Consider the following 15,052-nt stretch of genomic DNA (forward strand, 5'->3'; position numbering starts at 1 on the left):
GGTCACGCGAGGCTAACCCATTCCGTTTCAAGCATTATTTCGGCGGATCGACCGACCCAAGCCATGCGCGCAGGGCTGTCAGCCCTGCCCACTGCTTTCCGCCGGTTTACTGTACGCCTCGTTCTGATAGACCAGAAAGTAATACCTTTGGACTCCCGTTGCGGGGGCAATGGCGCGTGCCAGACCATCACGAAGACCCGGCCATTTCCTTTGGGCCATTTCGACTGTTTCCGAAGTCCCGGCTCTTGGAGAAGGAGGGCTCGCCGCTCCATGTCGGCGGCCGCGCGCTCGACATTCTCATCTTCCTCGCCGAACGTCCTGGCGAAGTCGTCGACAAGCGCGAGCTGGTCAAGCGCATCTGGGCCGACGTCAATGTCGACGAGGGCAGCCTGCGCTTTCATGTCGCAGCTTTGCGCAAGGTGCTGGGCGATACCGGCAAATCGGCCCGCTACGTCGTCAACGTGCCCGGACGCGGCTATTGCTTTGTCGCCTCGTTGGCTCAGCCGGTCGCGGCCGCCGCGCAGCCGACCGTCGACATCCTGCCGCCCCGCTCCCTTCCCGCACAGCTCTCGAAGATGGTCGGGCGGGAGGAGATCGTCGAAAAGATCTCGAACGGGCTGTCGCTGCATCGCTTCATCACCGTGGTCGGTCCGGGCGGCATCGGCAAGACCGCCGTCGTCGTCACCGTCGGGCATCGCCGTTCCCAGGATTTCGGCGGGCGCGTCTTCTTCGTCGACTTCGGTCCGCTCAGGGATGCCAGCCATATCGCCACCACCATCGCCTCCGCGCTCGGACTGACCATCAGCGCGGAGGATCCGACACCGGCCCTGCTGACATTTCTGAAGAGCGGCCCGACCCTGGTGATCTTCGACGGTTGCGAGCACGTGCTGGACGCGCTGGCGCCGCTGGTCGAGCGCATCGTCCGCGAAGCGCCGCAGCTTCGCGTGCTCGCGACCAGCCGCGAGTCGTTCCGAAGCGAGGGCGAGCGCATCTTCCGGCTGTTCCCGCTGGACTGTCCGCCCGAGCGCGAGGGCCTGGATGTCGCCGAGGTGCTCGCCTATCCCGCGGCTCAGCTCTTCGTCGAGCGCATCGCACAGAGCTCGGGTCCGTTCCAGCTCAGCGCGGAAGAAGCGCCGCTGGTCGCCAGCATCTGCCGGCGCCTCGACGGCATTGCGCTCGCGATCGAGCTTGCGGCAGGCCGCGTCAACGCCTACGGCATCGCCGGCACGGCCTCGCTGCTCGACAGCCGTTTCTCGCTGCAATGGCGAGGGCGACGCACCGCCGTGCCGCGTCACCAGACGCTCGCCGCAGCGCTCGACTGGAGCTATGATCTGCTGTCTCCCGCCGAGAGTACCACCCTGCGGCGCCTTTCGGTGTTCGCCGGCCCCTTCGCACCGGAAGCGGCTGCCACGATCGCGGCCGGCGACGGGCTCAGCGCAGCGGAAACGCTCGATGGGATCGACAGCCTGGTCGCCAAATCGCTCATCGCACCGTCAGGTTCGCGGACGCTGCGCTATCGCCTGCTCGATACCACGCGCACCTACGCACACGCAAAGCTCAACGAACGCGGCGAAACCAGGCAGGTCGCGCGGCGCCATGCGGAGCATTTTCGGGAGTTCTTCGAGCGCGCCGACGCCGACACCTCGACGCCGCTGCCCGAATGGCTCGGCATCTATGGCGCAGAGCTCGACAATGTTCGCGCGGCGCTGGACTGGGCCTTCGCGCCCGACGGCGACACGGCGCTTGGAATCAGGCTGACGGTTGCCGCGGTCACGTTGTGGGTCCGCCTCTCCTTGTTCGCCGAATGCCGTGAGCGCACCCGGACGGCGCTCGCCGCGCTCCGTGACACCAGCGACGACCGGACCCGCATGCAGCTTCTGGCGGCACTCGGCTGGTCGCTGATGTATGGCGAGGGCCGCGCCCGTGAGGCGCGCCCGATCCTCGAGACGACATTCGAACTGGCGGACAAGCTCGACGACAAGGACTTTCGCCTGCGCGCGCTCTGGGGCCTGTCGATCGACCAGTTCAACAACGGACAGTTCGGCAAGGCGCGAGCTCTGGCCGATCGCTTTGCCAGTGTCGCCGCGAACTCGCCTGATAGCACCGACGTCATGTTGAGCGACCGGCTGATGGCCGTGGCGCTTCACTTCCTCGGGGACCAGACCGAAGCCCGGCTGCGCATCGACAGAGTGAATGCCTCGCTGCACTTACTGGCGGAGAAGCCGAAGATCTTCCCGCTCGACCTCAGGATATCGACCCAATACTTCCGCGCCCGCATCCTGTGGCTGCAAGGCCAGGCCGACCAGGCCCAGGCGCTCGCCGCCAGAAACATCGAGGAAGGCCGCGCCAACGGCCACGCGCTGACGTTCAGCAGCGTGCTCGGACAGGCCGCCTGCCCCATCGCGTTCTGGGCCGGCGATTTCGAGGCCGCGGAGCGCCACGGCGCCGAGCTGCTCGAACACACCGAGCGCCACGCGATCCGTCTCTGGGGTCTGTGGGCGCGGGCCTTCAACGCCGCGGTCATGGCCAGGCGCGGCGATATCGAGACGGGCGTGCCGCTGCTGCGCGAAGAGCTCAATCGCGCCGGCGATGCGCGCTTCCTGCCGCGCTTCCTTCCCCTGCTCGGCGAGCTTGCCGCATGCTCCGGAGAGGCCAACCAGGTCGACCGTGGCCTCGACGTGATCGAGGACGTGCTGACCCGCTGCAACGACCGGCAGGAGCTGTGGTATCTGCCCGAGCTGATCCGCATCAAGGGCGAGTTGATGCTGAGCGGCGCGCGGCATGCAGGCGAGGCCGAAGCGCATTTTCGCGAAGCCATGGCCATTGCTTCACAACAGGGCGCACGCTTCTGGGAGCTGCGCTGTGCCACCAGCCTCGCGCGTCTGATGAGCGGTGCCGGCCAGAATGCGGAAGCTCTGGCGGTTCTGGAGAATGTCTCCGGGTCGTTCCCGGAAGGCGCCGACATCGCCGACATGCGCACCGCCCGGGAGTTGATGGCGCGACTGCGGAACTGACCGCGTTTCGAAGCAATCAGGGGGCATGTCCTCAAAACGATTTCCGCTTATGTTCCAACAGCGGCGCAGAAGAGGACATCGCACGAGGTCCGAGAAGGGCCAAAAAGGCGACATTGTCGGCTCGTCTTGATATACGAAGCGTCCTAGATGAGCAAAGGGCCCCTAGTCGCTTGGATATTATTGGACAACCACCTGCGTTGGCGGGGCTCCGGTGTGACGCATTCGTCTGTGAGGGGTTTGCTCAAAACGGAGCGCTCATAGCAAACGCCAATGTCGTTCACGTCTGTTTCGCGGGCGCTTGGCACAAACTTGTCCTCGACTGCGGCGTAATCATCTGGCGGCAATCGGAGGGGCGACCTAACCCGTGGAACGTTGCGAGCGAGGGGTGGGAATCGCCTCACGTAGATGTGGGTGCCATTTCTGGCGTAGTTGGCCTTCGTCTCGAAGGGTATCAGATGGAAATCACTGCCGCCGGGGGCAAAGTTGTCTTCCTATTCGAAGGCGGGCGCAAAATTACTATCATCGATGAAAACGACCGATCAAAATTCTGCGTAGATTGAATCGATCACTTGGTCCGCTTCAGGTCACAAGCGGCGGTCGAGCCCAGCACGTGCTTGGGTCCGCTCTTACTCCAACAACGCTCAAAGCCGACGTTTGCGCCTTTGTGAGTCCACGCCCCGGAGAGTGATAGAGTCAGGGCCGGCCGGTTGTCGTGGCTCACCTCTCCCCGGCGGGGAGAGGTGAGCCCGGGTTCGCATCACAATCCCGCTCTACCCTCCCGCCACCGCCGCGCGGCGCGGCAGCTTCCAGTCGGGCCGGATGAAGTGACAGGTGTAGCCGTCGGGATAACGCTCGAGATAATCCTGATGCTCGGGCTCGGCTTCCCAGAACTCTCCTGCGGGCGCGACTTCAGTCACGACCTTACCCGGCCACAGGCCGGATGCCTCGACGTCGGCGATGGTGTCTTTCGCGATCCGCTTCTGCTCGTCGCTGGTATAGAAGATCGCCGAGCGGTAGCTCGTGCCGAGATCATTGCCCTGGCGGTTGAGCGTGGTCGGATCATGAATCTGGAAGAAGAACTCCAGCATGGTCCGGAAGCTCGTCTTCGCGGGATCAAAGACGATCTCGATCGCCTCGGCATGGCCTTCGTGATTGCGATAGGTGGCGTTCTTCACGTGCCCGCCGGTGTAACCGGCGCGGGTGGAGATCACGCCGGACTGCCGACGAATGAGATCCTGCATGCCCCAGAAACAGCCTCCCGCCAAAACTGCACGCTCTGTCGTCATCTGTCCTCTCCCGCTTGCTGGCACTGTCCGCTTTTAGATCTTCCGCAATATAGGGTCTCGGCGGCCTGTCTGAAAGCCGGCGGCATACAGACATGTCCACCCGACCCGGGAGCCGGATGGACAGAGATCGATTGCTCCATCAGCCCAGCTTGGCGTCCAGCGTGATCGCGGCGTTGAGCACCTTCGACACCGGACAGTTCTTCTCGGCTTCGCCGGCGAGCTTGGCGAAACCGGCATCGTCGAGGTTCGGCACCTTGGCACGCAGGGTCAGCGCGGATTTGCTGATCTTGAAGCCCTTGCCTTCGGGCTCGAGCGTGACAGCGGCTTCCGTCGACAACTCGTCCGGCGTGAAACCAGCCATCTGAAGGCCGAACGCCAGTGCCATTGTGAAGCAACCGGCGTGAGCCGCTGCGATCAATTCCTCGGGATTGGTCCCCTTCTCGTTCTCGAAACGGGTCTTGAACGAATAGGGCGTCCCGGCGAGCACACCGGATTCACTCGACAAATGGCCGGTGCCATCGCGACCGGTGCCCTTCCAGACTGCTGTTGCCTTGCGGATCATCTCAATACTCCTTGTTTGATCTCAGCACCGGCGCTCGGTACCGCGGGAAAACGACATTGGCACGACCGGCTGACACTGTTCCAACCGGCCGAACGCCGCAGCGGTTCCGTCAAGTCCCGTTCCGATGAAATCGGAACAGGACTTGATTCTTGTTTTGACGGGCTTTCTTCACGCGAACCGGCATCCACTTCGCTCGAAAACGCTTTAGGACCCAATCTGTCCGACGTGGAAGCCCAGCCGGTTCTCGACGTCGCCAGCGCGGTGGAAGCCGCGCGCCATCAGCGCCTTGATGCGGCTCTCGCTCGCGGGGCGGCCGAGCGCGGCCAGGAACGCGTCCCACTCCGGCTTGATCTCGTCATCCGGCGGCAGGCTGGCGACGTCGACAAGACGCTTGGTCTCGGCGATGGCCTCCTTGTCGAACGAGGCGATGCGCATCGCGAGCGCCTCGACGAAACCGTCGAGCTCGGCATCCGGCATCGACCGGTTCACATAGCCGTAGCGCTCGGCGAGATCGCCGTGGATGTCGTCGGCGCCGAGCAGCACTTCGAGCGCCCGACCGCGACCCATCAAGCGCGGCAACCGCGCCATCGGGCCGCCGCCGGGCACAAGGCCCGCACCGACCTCCCATTGCGACAGGATCGCCTTCTCACGGCTGGCAAATCGCATGTCGCTCGCAAGGGCAAGCTCGCTGCCGACACCGGTTGCGCGGCCCCGAATCGAGGCGATGGAGACGACAGGCGCTCGGCTGAGGCGCACCAGCATGTCAGGCAGCGCCTGCAGGCCGGTCGGTCCCGGTGGAATGCTCAGCGAGTCCTCCAGCGGCGCGAGGAAGTCGTAATGGGTGATGAAGAAGCCTTCGACCGCGCTGTCGAACACGACGACCTTCACCTGCGGATCGCTCTCGATCGCGGTGATGACGTCATTGAGGAGGGGAAGCTGCCTCGGACCAAAGATGTTGACCGGCGGCATGTCAAAGGTGACACGCCAGTATGTCGGCAGCAAGCGTTCCAGGCGAATCTCGTCGGTCGTGAAGGCGCGTTCGGGGCGATTCATGATTGGCTCCTGATGTTGGGGGAAATGAAGGGACGCGCGGCACCGCATATCCATGCGGGTTTCAGATCGACTGCCGCAGTGGGCGGAATGCGGTGCGCATTTCCGCGGTGAACAGCGCGGGCTGCTCCCAGGCCGCGAAGTGGCCGCCCTTGTCGAGGCGGTTGTAGTGCATCAGCTTCGGATAGGCCCTCTCGGCCCAGCTGCGTGGCGCGGCATAGATCTCGTCCGGGAAGACACTGACGGCGACCGGAATCTTGATGTGTTTGGGTTCGAAGAACACCAGCTTGTTCTCCCAGTAGAGCCGTGCCGACGACACCGCTGTGTTGGTGAGCCAATAAAGCGTGATGTTGTCGATCACATCGTCCCGCGTCAGGCCTTCGGTCTTGCCGTCGAACGCTCGGGCAATCATGGCGGCGCTGCGCGCATCGTGATCGAGCATCCAGGACGCCAGGCCCGCGGGCGAGTCGACCAAGCCGTAGAGCGTCTGCGGCCGGTTCGACATCTCGATCGCATAGCCAAGGCCGTGCTTGTAGAAATCATCGAGCTGATCGTAGGCAATCCGCTCTTCGACCGAGAGATTCGCCGGCCGCGATCCGCCGGGCTGGAGCGCCCTGGCGATATCATCGGGGACGGTGGCGGGCATGTTGGTGTGAATGCCGAGCAATTCCGGCGGCGCGATCACCGCCATCTGCTCGGTGACGGCATTGCCCCAATCGCCGCCCTGTGCGACATAGCGGCTATAGCCGAGGCGCTTCATCAGCACGATCCAGGCGCGCGCGATGCGCTGCGGATCCCAGCCGAGCGCTGTTGGCTTGCCGGAAAAACCGTGACCGGGGAGCGAGGGGATCACGAGATCGAAGGCGTCCGCCGCCTTCGCGCCATGCGCGGTCGGATCGGTAAGCGGGCCAATGATCTTCATCTGCTCGATGATCGAGCCCGGCCAGCCATGCGTGACGATCATTGGCAGCGCATTCTCGTGCCTGGAACGGACGTGAATGAAGTGGATGTCGACGCCGTCGATCTCGGTGACGAATTGCGGCAGCGCGTTGAGCCGCGCTTCCATCTTGCGCCAGTCATAGTCGTTCTGCCAGTAGCGCACGAGCTGCTGCACCGTCTTCAACCGAATGCCCTGCGACTGGTCGGCGACGATCTCGCGATCCGGCCAGCGCGTTGCCGCGAGGCGGCGGCGCAGATCGAGTAGATCTTCCTCGGGCACACTGACATGGAACGGCCGGATCACGCCGCTGGCTGCGGCCTCTGCCCGATGAAGCGGCAGCAGGCTCGCGACGCTGGCGGCAACCGCGGTCATCGCGGCCTGGCTCAACAGTTGACGACGGTCGGGGTTCAGAACGTCGGTACGTGCTTGCGTGGTCATGCTGGATCTCCCTGGCTTTGATCGGCGACGCCGACCGATTTCGAAATCAACGCGCCGTTTCCTCATGCACAGAGATTGACGCAGGCACCGAACATTTGCTCGTTATGCATTGTTAGGCCGCGTTAGCCGTTGCGAGTCTGCGCGATGCAAGGTGGCGCGTGATGATGACGATGCGCGCGCTACAAAAGCGAGGCGGCGCGCGAGGTATTGAACCATCGCGCGCCGCATCATGAGATGTGTTCTTTTGGTGGGCTACTCAGGAAGGCAGCGGCTGCCCGGCCTGCTCGCGGACGATGTAGTCGGCGTACCAGTCCGCCCAGTTCTCGTCGTGTCCGCCCGTCCGTGTCTCATGTTCGCCATGAGCGGCCGCCGCGCGGCGCACAGCCGCGGCCAGATCGGTCGTTGACGCGAATGTCGTGCTGCCGCCCTCGATGCGTCCGGGTAGTCGCGCGGTGATCTCCTGGAGCAGCCAGCCGTTGCCGTCGGGATCGCTGAACGAGGCAAACGAACCATAGCTGCCGCGGTTCGGATCGACTCCGCTGACCCGAAGGCTGCCGGACAGATAGGGCTCGTCCGGCCCGGCGTGAACGTCACCGCCCCCGTGGAAGGGGCCGCTGACCTCAATGCCGCGGTCGCGCAGATCCTGTCGCGCAGCCTCCAGATCGGAGACGATCAGGTAAAGCCCGCGCGCCGAACCCGGCGCCGCCGCCGTGACGTTCCTGCCGAAGATCACCGAGCAGGCCGAGCCCGGCGGCGTGAACTGGATCACGCGCCATTCGCCGCCGGAGGCAAAATCGGCATCCAATCGCCAGCCGAGGCGTGTGTAAAACGCCTTGGCGCGATCGACATCCGACACCGGGATCACGACCACTTCGAGTTTCAGGTCGACCCTACGTGATGTCGAAGGCTCATTCGAGGATTTGGCCGCGCTGTTCCGGTCGATGTCTGGTGTGGCCATGTCGAACTCCCTGACGTGAAGCGCGGTCTCGCGCAGACCGCCGACTGTTGCTCTTGATGAGAAGTGATGGCGCGTGAGCGGTTGCGGGCATACATGTCTTCAAGCGGCGGCCGGCATCACGATGGTCACCCGCGTGCCGCCCTGCCCGGTTTCGCCTTGCAACCGTGCATGGATGCTGCGGGCGAGCCCCTCGAGGATGCGGCTGCCAGTGCCCTGAAGCGGACCGGTCGCGCCGATCCCGTTGTCGGCCACCGTGCAGAACCAGGCGTCGTCATGATTGGCGACCTCGATGCGGATCAGCGCACCTTTCCTGGTCGGGAAGGCGTGCTTTGCCGCATTGGTGACCAGCTCGGTCAGCATGAGCGCGAGCCGGTGACATTGCGACGCCGACAGCGCGCCGCTTTCGATCGCAGCTTCGCAGCGGATGCCCGCCGGCTCCAGCACCGCCTCCGAGAGCGCTGCGCACAGGTTTTCGAAGAAGGCCCGGACATCCACGGCGGACACATCGTCGCTATCGGACAAAAGCTGATAGAGCCTGCCGAAGGCGACCAGGCGCCGCTCGAAGCGATCTACCGCGACCGACACGTCTCTGGCGCCGGCCCGGGTGAAGTCGCGGCGGACTGACGCGCCCAGCAGCGTCAGCGTGTTTTTCATCCGATGGTGGGATTCCCGCAACACGAGTTCCCAATCACGCGACTGTTCATCGAGACTGGCGAGATACTGGGATCGCACGACGTCGTCGTTGGGCCTGGAGCCGATGGCGGACATATTAGCCTCCCCGTTGAACGTAGGACCTAAGTCTGAGGCTATAGTGGATCCACCGCGCGTGTTTTGCTCGTTAGACGTTGCAAGATTCTGTTATGATCGGCTGCAGCGCAACTTGGCGGCGTGACCGCGATCTCGACGGTCAGCCAAGCTGACAAATTGTCTCACCTGCTCCGTAAGCCGCTCGCGTTTAAGCAAAATTTATCACGGTTATTGCCGTGGCGGTCGGCCGGTTGCCGCGCGATTTCGCCACTTTCGGACAGTTTACTCCCGACCTCGTTCTGGTAGATCAATCGACAGACACTAGCCCTTCCACCTGGAATCATTGGCGCGTGCCGGACACTCACGATCAGGATTCGGCCATTTCCTTCGGGCCATTCCGGCTGCTGCCAAAGTCGCGCCTGCTCGAGAAGGACGGCGCTCCGCTTCACCTCGGCGGCCGCGCGCTCGATATCCTTATTTTCCTTGCCGAGCGCGCCGGCGAGGTCATCGACAAGCGGGAGTTGATCAAACGCGTCTGGGCCGACGTAACCGTCGACGAAGGCAGCCTGCGGTTCCACATCACGACACTGCGCAAGGCCTTGGGGGATGCCGGCGAAGGCTCCCGCTACGTCGTCAACGTCCCCGGGCGCGGCTATTGCCTGGCGGCCCCGTTGCTTCGGGCGGAATCCGCAGAGAGACGGACGAGCCCGCTTGTCCCGGCCCCGCATTCACTCCCTTCGCCGCTCGCGAAGATGATCGGACGGGACGATGCGGTTGCCAGGATTTGCGCCGAGCTGGCCCAGCATCGCTTCGTCACGATCGTCGGCCCCGGCGGCATCGGCAAGACCTCGGTCGCCCTCGCCGTCGCGCATGGCGAGCTCCAGGCCTTCGACGGCCACGTGAATTTCGTCGACTTCGGCGCCCTGACGGATACAAGGCTGATTCCCGGCACCATCGCGACCACGCTCGGGCTGACCGTCAATTCAGACGACCCGATGCCAGGCCTGCTGACGAGTGCTGCGCAGCCGGCGAACGTTGCTCGTCTTCGACAGTTGCGAACACATCCTCGACGAGCTCGCGCCATTGGCCGAACGCATCGTCCAGGAGGCGCCGGAGCTGCATATTCTCGCCACCAGCCGCGAGTCCTTTCGCACCGAGGGTGAGCGCGTCCACCGGCTGTTTCCGCTGGATTGTCCGCCGCAGGGCGACGGGCTCAGCATTGCCGATATCCTTGCCTATCCCGCAAGCCAGCTCTTCGTGGAACGCATTGCCGAGAGTTTGGGCGAATTCGAGCTGAGCGAAGAGGACGCGCCGCTCGTCGCCGAGATCTGCCGGCGCCTGGACGGGATCGCGCTCGCGATCGAGCTCGCGGCCGGACGCGTGGACGCCTACGGCATTGCCGGGACCGCCTCGCTGCTTGACAGCCGGTTCTCGCTGCTGTGGCGCGGGCGGCGAACAGCGATCCCGCGGCACCAGACCCTGAGCGCGGCGCTCGCCTGGAGCTACGATCTGCTGCCGCCCGCGGAAAGCGCAACACTGCGCGGATTGTCGGTGTTCGTCGGGCCGTTCACGCTGGAGGCGTCACTTGCCGTTGCGTCCAGCCAGGGCATCAGCGAGCCCGAGGCGGTCGAGGCAATCTCGAACCTGCTCTCCAAATCCCTGATCGCGACCTCGCCAGCGGAGCGGCGGCTGCGCTACCGCCTGCTCGACACCACGCGCGCCTTCGCCGGCAACAAGCTCGTCGAACACGGAGAAGTGCCCCGCGTGGCGCGGGCGCACGCCGACTACTTCCGCGACGTCCTTCGCGACATTGCGCTGAAATTCTCGGGCATGCAGACCGCGGGCGGCTTCCTTCCCTATGCCGACCACCTGCCCAATGTCCGGGCCGCACTGACCTGGAGCTTTTCGGACGGCGGCGACCGGTCGATCGGCGTCGACCTGGCAGCTTCGGCGGCGCAGTTCTTCCTCGAGCTGACATTGCTGACGGAATGCTATCGCTGGACCCAGCAGGCATTGACGTCCCTCGATACGAACGCCATCGACAGCCGTCAGGAGATGACGCTGCAGGCCGCGCTCGGCGTCTCCGTGATGTTCACGCAGGGCAATACCGAAGCGGTCCGTGCTGCGTTCACGCGCAGCCTCCAGCTCGCGCAGGAGCTCGAGGATCTGCACTGGCAGCTCTGGCTGCTGCGCGGATTGCACATCTACCTGACCAGGGTCGGCGACTTTCACGGGGCGCTGGGGACCGGTACGCAGGGCGAGAGTGTCGCGCGCAAGCTGAACGACCCCGCCGCCGCGCTGAACGTCGAATGGATGCTGGGCGTCGCGCATCATCTGATCGGCAACCAGGACAAGGCCGTGCAGTTCTGCGAGAGCGCGATGGTGCACAATCCCGGCTCGCAGCGGCTCAATATCGGCCATCTCGGTTATGACGACCGCATCGTCGCGCTGGTGGCGCTGGCGCGCGGGCTCTGGCTCACCGGCCGGCCCGATCGTGCGGTCGAGGCGGCCAGATACACGGTGCGCGAGGCCGAACTGCTCGAACAGCCCCTCACCCTCGGCATCTCCCTGATCTGGACGATCTACGTGTTCCTGTGGGTCGGCGATTGGGCCAACGCGGAAATCCTGATCGAGCGGTTGATCGATCATTCGGCGCGGCACTTCCTCGGCCCCTACCACGCCGTCGGCCTCGGCCAGAAAGGCGAGCTGCTGCTTCGTCGTGGCGATATCGCCGGCGGAATCGAGCACCTTCGCCGCAGTCAGGCAACGCTGTACGCAACGCGGCACCGGATCATGACGACGGTGTTCGCGACCGCGCTCGCGGAGGGTCTCGCGGCGCAGAACCAGCCCGATGAGGCCTTGCGCACGATCGACGAGGCCATCGCGGAGGTTCCCGATCACGGCGAATCCTTCGACATGCCGGAGATGCTCAGGGTCAGGGGCGACATCCTGGCCCGGTCGGGCAACGCGGCGGCGGCCGAGAGCTGCTTGCGGACAGCGCTCGATCTGTCACGCCGGCAGTGCGCGCTCGGCTGGGAATTGCGTGGCGCCATCAGCCTCGGCCGGGTCTGGCGCGAGGCCGGAAAAGCCGGCGACGCACGCGCCCTGCTCGCCCCGCTCGTCGCGCGATACCAGGAGGGCCTCCAGACCCGCGATCTGGTCGCCGCCAAAGAGCTGCTTGGCGCGCTGAATTGACAGTATCTTCAACGGGATACCGCCAGAATCCCCGCTCGCAAGTCCTAACAACTTCTAACACGCCAAGCCGCATCCGCCCCGCCATGGTGGTTGCACTTCATGGTGGATATGGCGGGACATGGCGCTGCTTGACGACGTAATTGATGCCAGCGGCGGAATGGCCCGCTGGAATAGCTTGAGCCGCTTCACGCTCCACCTCTCCGTTGCCGGAACGCTGTTCACCAGCGCCGGGCACGCCAGTGAATTCAAGGATGTGACCGCGGAAGGTTCGACCCTCACGCAGTCGGTCCGCTTCACCGGCATTACGGGAGGCGAACACTCCGGCTCCTTCCAACCCGACGCGATCACCATCGAAAGCCTCGAGGGCGAAGTCCTGCGGTCCTGGCCCCACCCCAGCCTTGCGTTTCCCGAGGCCGGCTCTGCGTCGCTGGCGGACGAACTGCACCTCGTCTTCTTCTGCGGTGTCGCGATCTGGAATTATCTGACCAATCCATTCCTGCTCGCCCACCCCGATGTCGTGGTGGAGGAACTGGCGCCGTGGCGTGAGAACACCGAAACATGGCGACGGCTGCGGGCGCAGTTCCCGCCGAGCGTGATCACGCTCGCGCCCGAGCAGATCTTTTACTTCGACGAGAACGCCCTGCAACGGCGGACCGATCACGATCTCTTCGGAATGAAGGTCGCGCATTACTCATGGGCTCATGACAGTTTTGGCGGCATCGTCGTGCCGACACTTCGACGCGCGCAAACTCTGCGGCCTGACGGAACCGTGATCGCAAAACCCGTGCTGATGGATGTCGAGATCTTCGACGCCGTCTTCGAGTAGCGGCCACAGGCGAGAGCCGGACCACAAGGTTCCCGCTTTCAACGTCTAACAATACATAACGAGCCAACGGTCGGCCTTGCGTGCAGATTGAGTTCGCCAACGGCGAGCGCGGCTGCCGTCGAATTCCGGGTGGCGCGCTGCAAAAAGTCCGCAACGAGGAGGGACAAATGTCCGACACCATTAACAGTGAACGCCGCCGCTTCTTGGGACGCGCCGCCATGACACTTGCCGCGGCCCAGATGCCGCTGAGCGCAACGGCCGCCGCCAAGCCCGCGAAGTCGTCCGGCGCCGCCAAGCCGGGCGCCAACACCGCGTTCGCGTCCATGAAGCAGATCGACGCCGGCCTGCTCAATGTCGGCTATGCCGAGGCAGGCCCCGCCGACGGCCCGGCGGTGATCCTGCTGCACGGCTGGCCCTACGACATCCACGCCTTCGTCGATGTCGCGCCGCTGCTCGCTGCAGCCGGCCACCGCGTGATCGTACCTTATTTGCGCGGCTACGGCAGCACGCGCTTCCTGTCGGACGCGACGATGCGGAACGGCCAGCCGGCCGCGATCGCCGCGGACATCGTCGCGCTGATGGACGCACTTGGGATCGACAAGGCCACGATCGCCGGCTTCGACTGGGGCGCGCGGACCGCCAACGTCATTGCAGCACTGCGGCCGGAGCGGGTCAAGGCGATGGTCTCTGTAAGCGGCTATCTGATCGGCAGCCAGCGGGCCGGCAAGATGCCGCTGCCGCCGAAGGCCGAGCTGCAATGGTGGTACCAGTTTTACTTCGCGACCGAGCGCGGCCGAGAAGGCTACGACAAGTACCGCCACGATTTCTCGAAGTTGATCTGGCAGCTCGCCTCGCCGCAATGGCACTTCGACGACGCCACTTTCGATCGCAGCGCCGGGGCGTTCGACAATCCGGACCATGTCGCAATCGTGATCCACAACTATCGCTGGCGGCTCAGTCTTGCCGAGGGTGAAGCAAGATACGCCGATGACGAGGCGCGGCTGGCGCAGGCGCCCGTCATCACGGTGCCCACCATCACCATGGAGGGGGATGCCAACGGGGCGCCACATCCGGAGCCGTCCGCCTACGCCAAGAAGTTCACCGGGCGCTATTCGCACCGGACCATCAAGGGCGGCATCGGGCACAATCTGCCGCAGGAGGCGCCGAAGGCCTTTGCCGACGCGGTGCTCGACGTCATGGCAGAGGCATAGCATGGGGCCAGCAAACGGCCTTTAACAACGCTTAACGGGCGATCGTCTGCGCGCGGCGGTATCTCCATTGCGGCGACACCACCGACGCGGGAGGAAATGGCCGGATGATTCCGCTGCTGGCGAATGCGATCGAGGCCCATGGCGGCCTCGATCGATGGAATGCTCATCAGCGGCTCACCGCCACGATCGTGACGGGAGGCGATCTCTGGGCGCTGAAGGGCGTCGACCAGGACCAGGGGCCGCGGACGATGCGGATCGAGCTGCAGCGCGAGCGGGCATCGATCGAGCCGTTCGGCAAGCCGGGCCAGCACACCGAGTTCAGCCCCGAGCGGATCGCCATCGTCGCCGCGGACGGACGCGTCGTCGCAATGCGCAACAATCCACGCGCCGCGTTTGCGCGACATGACATGCGGACACATTGGGACCTGCTGCATCGCGCCTATTTCAACGCCTATGCACTGTGGACCTACGTGACGACGCCTTTCCTGCTCGCCTTGGACGGGTTCGAGGTCCGCGAGATCAAACCGTGGCGCGAGGGCACCGAAGTCTGGCGCGGATTGCGCGCGACGTTCCCGGCCATGATCGCAAGCCATGGCCGCGAGCAGGACTTCTATTTCGGCCCCGATATGCTGATCCGCCGGCACGACTACCGGGTCGAGATCGCCGGCAATTTTCCGGCGGCGCAATATGTGTCCGAGCCCGTCAGTGTTGACGGCTTGACGCTGCCGACGCGCCGCCGTATCTATTTGCGCGGCGACGACCTGACGCCACTACGCGATGAGCTGATGGTGTCGATCGATCTTTCAGATCTTCGATTTGACTGAA

10 protein-coding genes and 1 pseudogene are annotated in these 15,052 nt (G+C 64.6%); 5 read left to right on the forward strand and 6 right to left on the reverse strand.

Going from position 1 to position 15,052, the window contains the following annotated elements; translation table 11 throughout:
- The first annotated feature begins 176 nt into the window (after positions 1-176).
- Positions 177-3,014, forward strand: coding sequence for an ATP-binding protein (locus tag ACQ86E_RS05250; protein WP_431204501.1), 2,838 nt, complete (start codon positions 177-179; stop codon positions 3,012-3,014).
- Positions 3,015-3,784: 770 nt separating this feature from the next.
- On the opposite strand, the gene msrA is transcribed toward ACQ86E_RS05250, so the two are convergent.
- From msrA to ACQ86E_RS05280, 6 genes are all read right to left on the reverse strand, one after another.
- On the reverse strand, positions 3,785-4,300 hold the full coding sequence (gene msrA / locus ACQ86E_RS05255) for a peptide-methionine (S)-S-oxide reductase MsrA (RefSeq protein ID WP_431204502.1): 516 nt from the start codon (positions 4,298-4,300) through the stop codon (positions 3,785-3,787).
- Positions 4,301-4,439: 139 nt separating this feature from the next.
- On the reverse strand, positions 4,440-4,862 hold the full coding sequence (locus tag ACQ86E_RS05260) for an OsmC family protein (RefSeq protein ID WP_431204503.1): 423 nt from the start codon (positions 4,860-4,862) through the stop codon (positions 4,440-4,442).
- A 204-nt stretch (positions 4,863-5,066) separates the two neighbouring features.
- Positions 5,067-5,915 carry an enoyl-CoA hydratase/isomerase family protein gene (locus ACQ86E_RS05265; protein ID WP_431204504.1) on the reverse strand — a complete coding sequence of 283 codons (849 nt, stop codon included), beginning with the start codon at positions 5,913-5,915 and terminating at the stop codon, positions 5,067-5,069.
- A gap of 61 nt (positions 5,916-5,976) precedes the next feature.
- A complete protein-coding gene (locus tag ACQ86E_RS05270) occupies positions 5,977-7,290 on the reverse strand; it encodes an epoxide hydrolase family protein (protein ID WP_431204505.1) in 1,314 nt (437 codons plus the stop codon).
- Between the two features lie 256 nt (positions 7,291-7,546).
- Complete coding sequence (locus ACQ86E_RS05275; RefSeq protein WP_431204506.1) at positions 7,547-8,248, reverse strand: VOC family protein; 702 nt, start codon at positions 8,246-8,248, stop codon at positions 7,547-7,549.
- Between the two features lie 99 nt (positions 8,249-8,347).
- Complete coding sequence (locus tag ACQ86E_RS05280) at positions 8,348-9,016, reverse strand: sensor histidine kinase (protein ID WP_431204507.1); 669 nt, start codon at positions 9,014-9,016, stop codon at positions 8,348-8,350.
- A gap of 329 nt (positions 9,017-9,345) precedes the next feature.
- On the opposite strand from ACQ86E_RS05280, the pseudogene ACQ86E_RS05285 reads away from it, so the two are divergent.
- The 4 genes and pseudogenes from ACQ86E_RS05285 to ACQ86E_RS05300 all read left to right on the forward strand — a co-directional run bounded on the left by ACQ86E_RS05285 (position 9,346) and on the right by ACQ86E_RS05300 (position 15,051).
- Positions 9,346-12,190: pseudogene (locus ACQ86E_RS05285) on the forward strand (ATP-binding protein).
- A gap of 118 nt (positions 12,191-12,308) precedes the next feature.
- Positions 12,309-13,016 carry a hypothetical protein gene (locus ACQ86E_RS05290; RefSeq protein WP_431204508.1) on the forward strand — a complete coding sequence of 236 codons (708 nt, stop codon included), beginning with the start codon at positions 12,309-12,311 and terminating at the stop codon, positions 13,014-13,016.
- 167 nt (positions 13,017-13,183) lie between these two features.
- Positions 13,184-14,227 (forward strand): alpha/beta fold hydrolase, encoded by a 1,044-nt coding sequence (locus tag ACQ86E_RS05295; protein WP_431204509.1) that lies wholly within the window; start codon positions 13,184-13,186, stop codon positions 14,225-14,227.
- Positions 14,228-14,331: 104 nt separating this feature from the next.
- Entirely contained in the window at positions 14,332-15,051 is a 720-nt protein-coding gene (locus tag ACQ86E_RS05300) for a hypothetical protein (RefSeq protein ID WP_431204510.1), read from the forward strand.
- Position 15,052 lies beyond the last annotated feature (1 nt).

This window comes from Bradyrhizobium betae (assembly GCF_050632175.1).
GTDB lineage: Bacteria > Pseudomonadota > Alphaproteobacteria > Rhizobiales > Xanthobacteraceae > Bradyrhizobium > Bradyrhizobium betae_B.

Excerpts from the sequence above, each read along its gene's own strand:
- msrA (WP_431204502.1), bottom strand. The coding sequence starts at position 4,300 with ATGACGACAGAGCGTGCAGTTTTGGCGGGAGGCTGTTTCTGGGGCATG.
- ACQ86E_RS05260 (WP_431204503.1), bottom strand. The coding sequence starts at position 4,862 with ATGATCCGCAAGGCAACAGCAGTCTGGAAGGGCACCGGTCGCGATGGC.
- ACQ86E_RS05265 (WP_431204504.1), bottom strand. The coding sequence starts at position 5,915 with ATGAATCGCCCCGAACGCGCCTTCACGACCGACGAGATTCGCCTGGAA.
- ACQ86E_RS05270 (WP_431204505.1), bottom strand. The coding sequence starts at position 7,290 with ATGACCACGCAAGCACGTACCGACGTTCTGAACCCCGACCGTCGTCAA.
- ACQ86E_RS05275 (WP_431204506.1), bottom strand. The coding sequence starts at position 8,248 with ATGGCCACACCAGACATCGACCGGAACAGCGCGGCCAAATCCTCGAAT.
- ACQ86E_RS05280 (WP_431204507.1), bottom strand. The coding sequence starts at position 9,016 with ATGTCCGCCATCGGCTCCAGGCCCAACGACGACGTCGTGCGATCCCAG.
- ACQ86E_RS05290 (WP_431204508.1), top strand. The coding sequence starts at position 12,309 with ATGGCGCTGCTTGACGACGTAATTGATGCCAGCGGCGGAATGGCCCGC.
- ACQ86E_RS05295 (WP_431204509.1), top strand. The coding sequence starts at position 13,184 with ATGTCCGACACCATTAACAGTGAACGCCGCCGCTTCTTGGGACGCGCC.
- ACQ86E_RS05300 (WP_431204510.1), top strand. The coding sequence starts at position 14,332 with ATGATTCCGCTGCTGGCGAATGCGATCGAGGCCCATGGCGGCCTCGAT.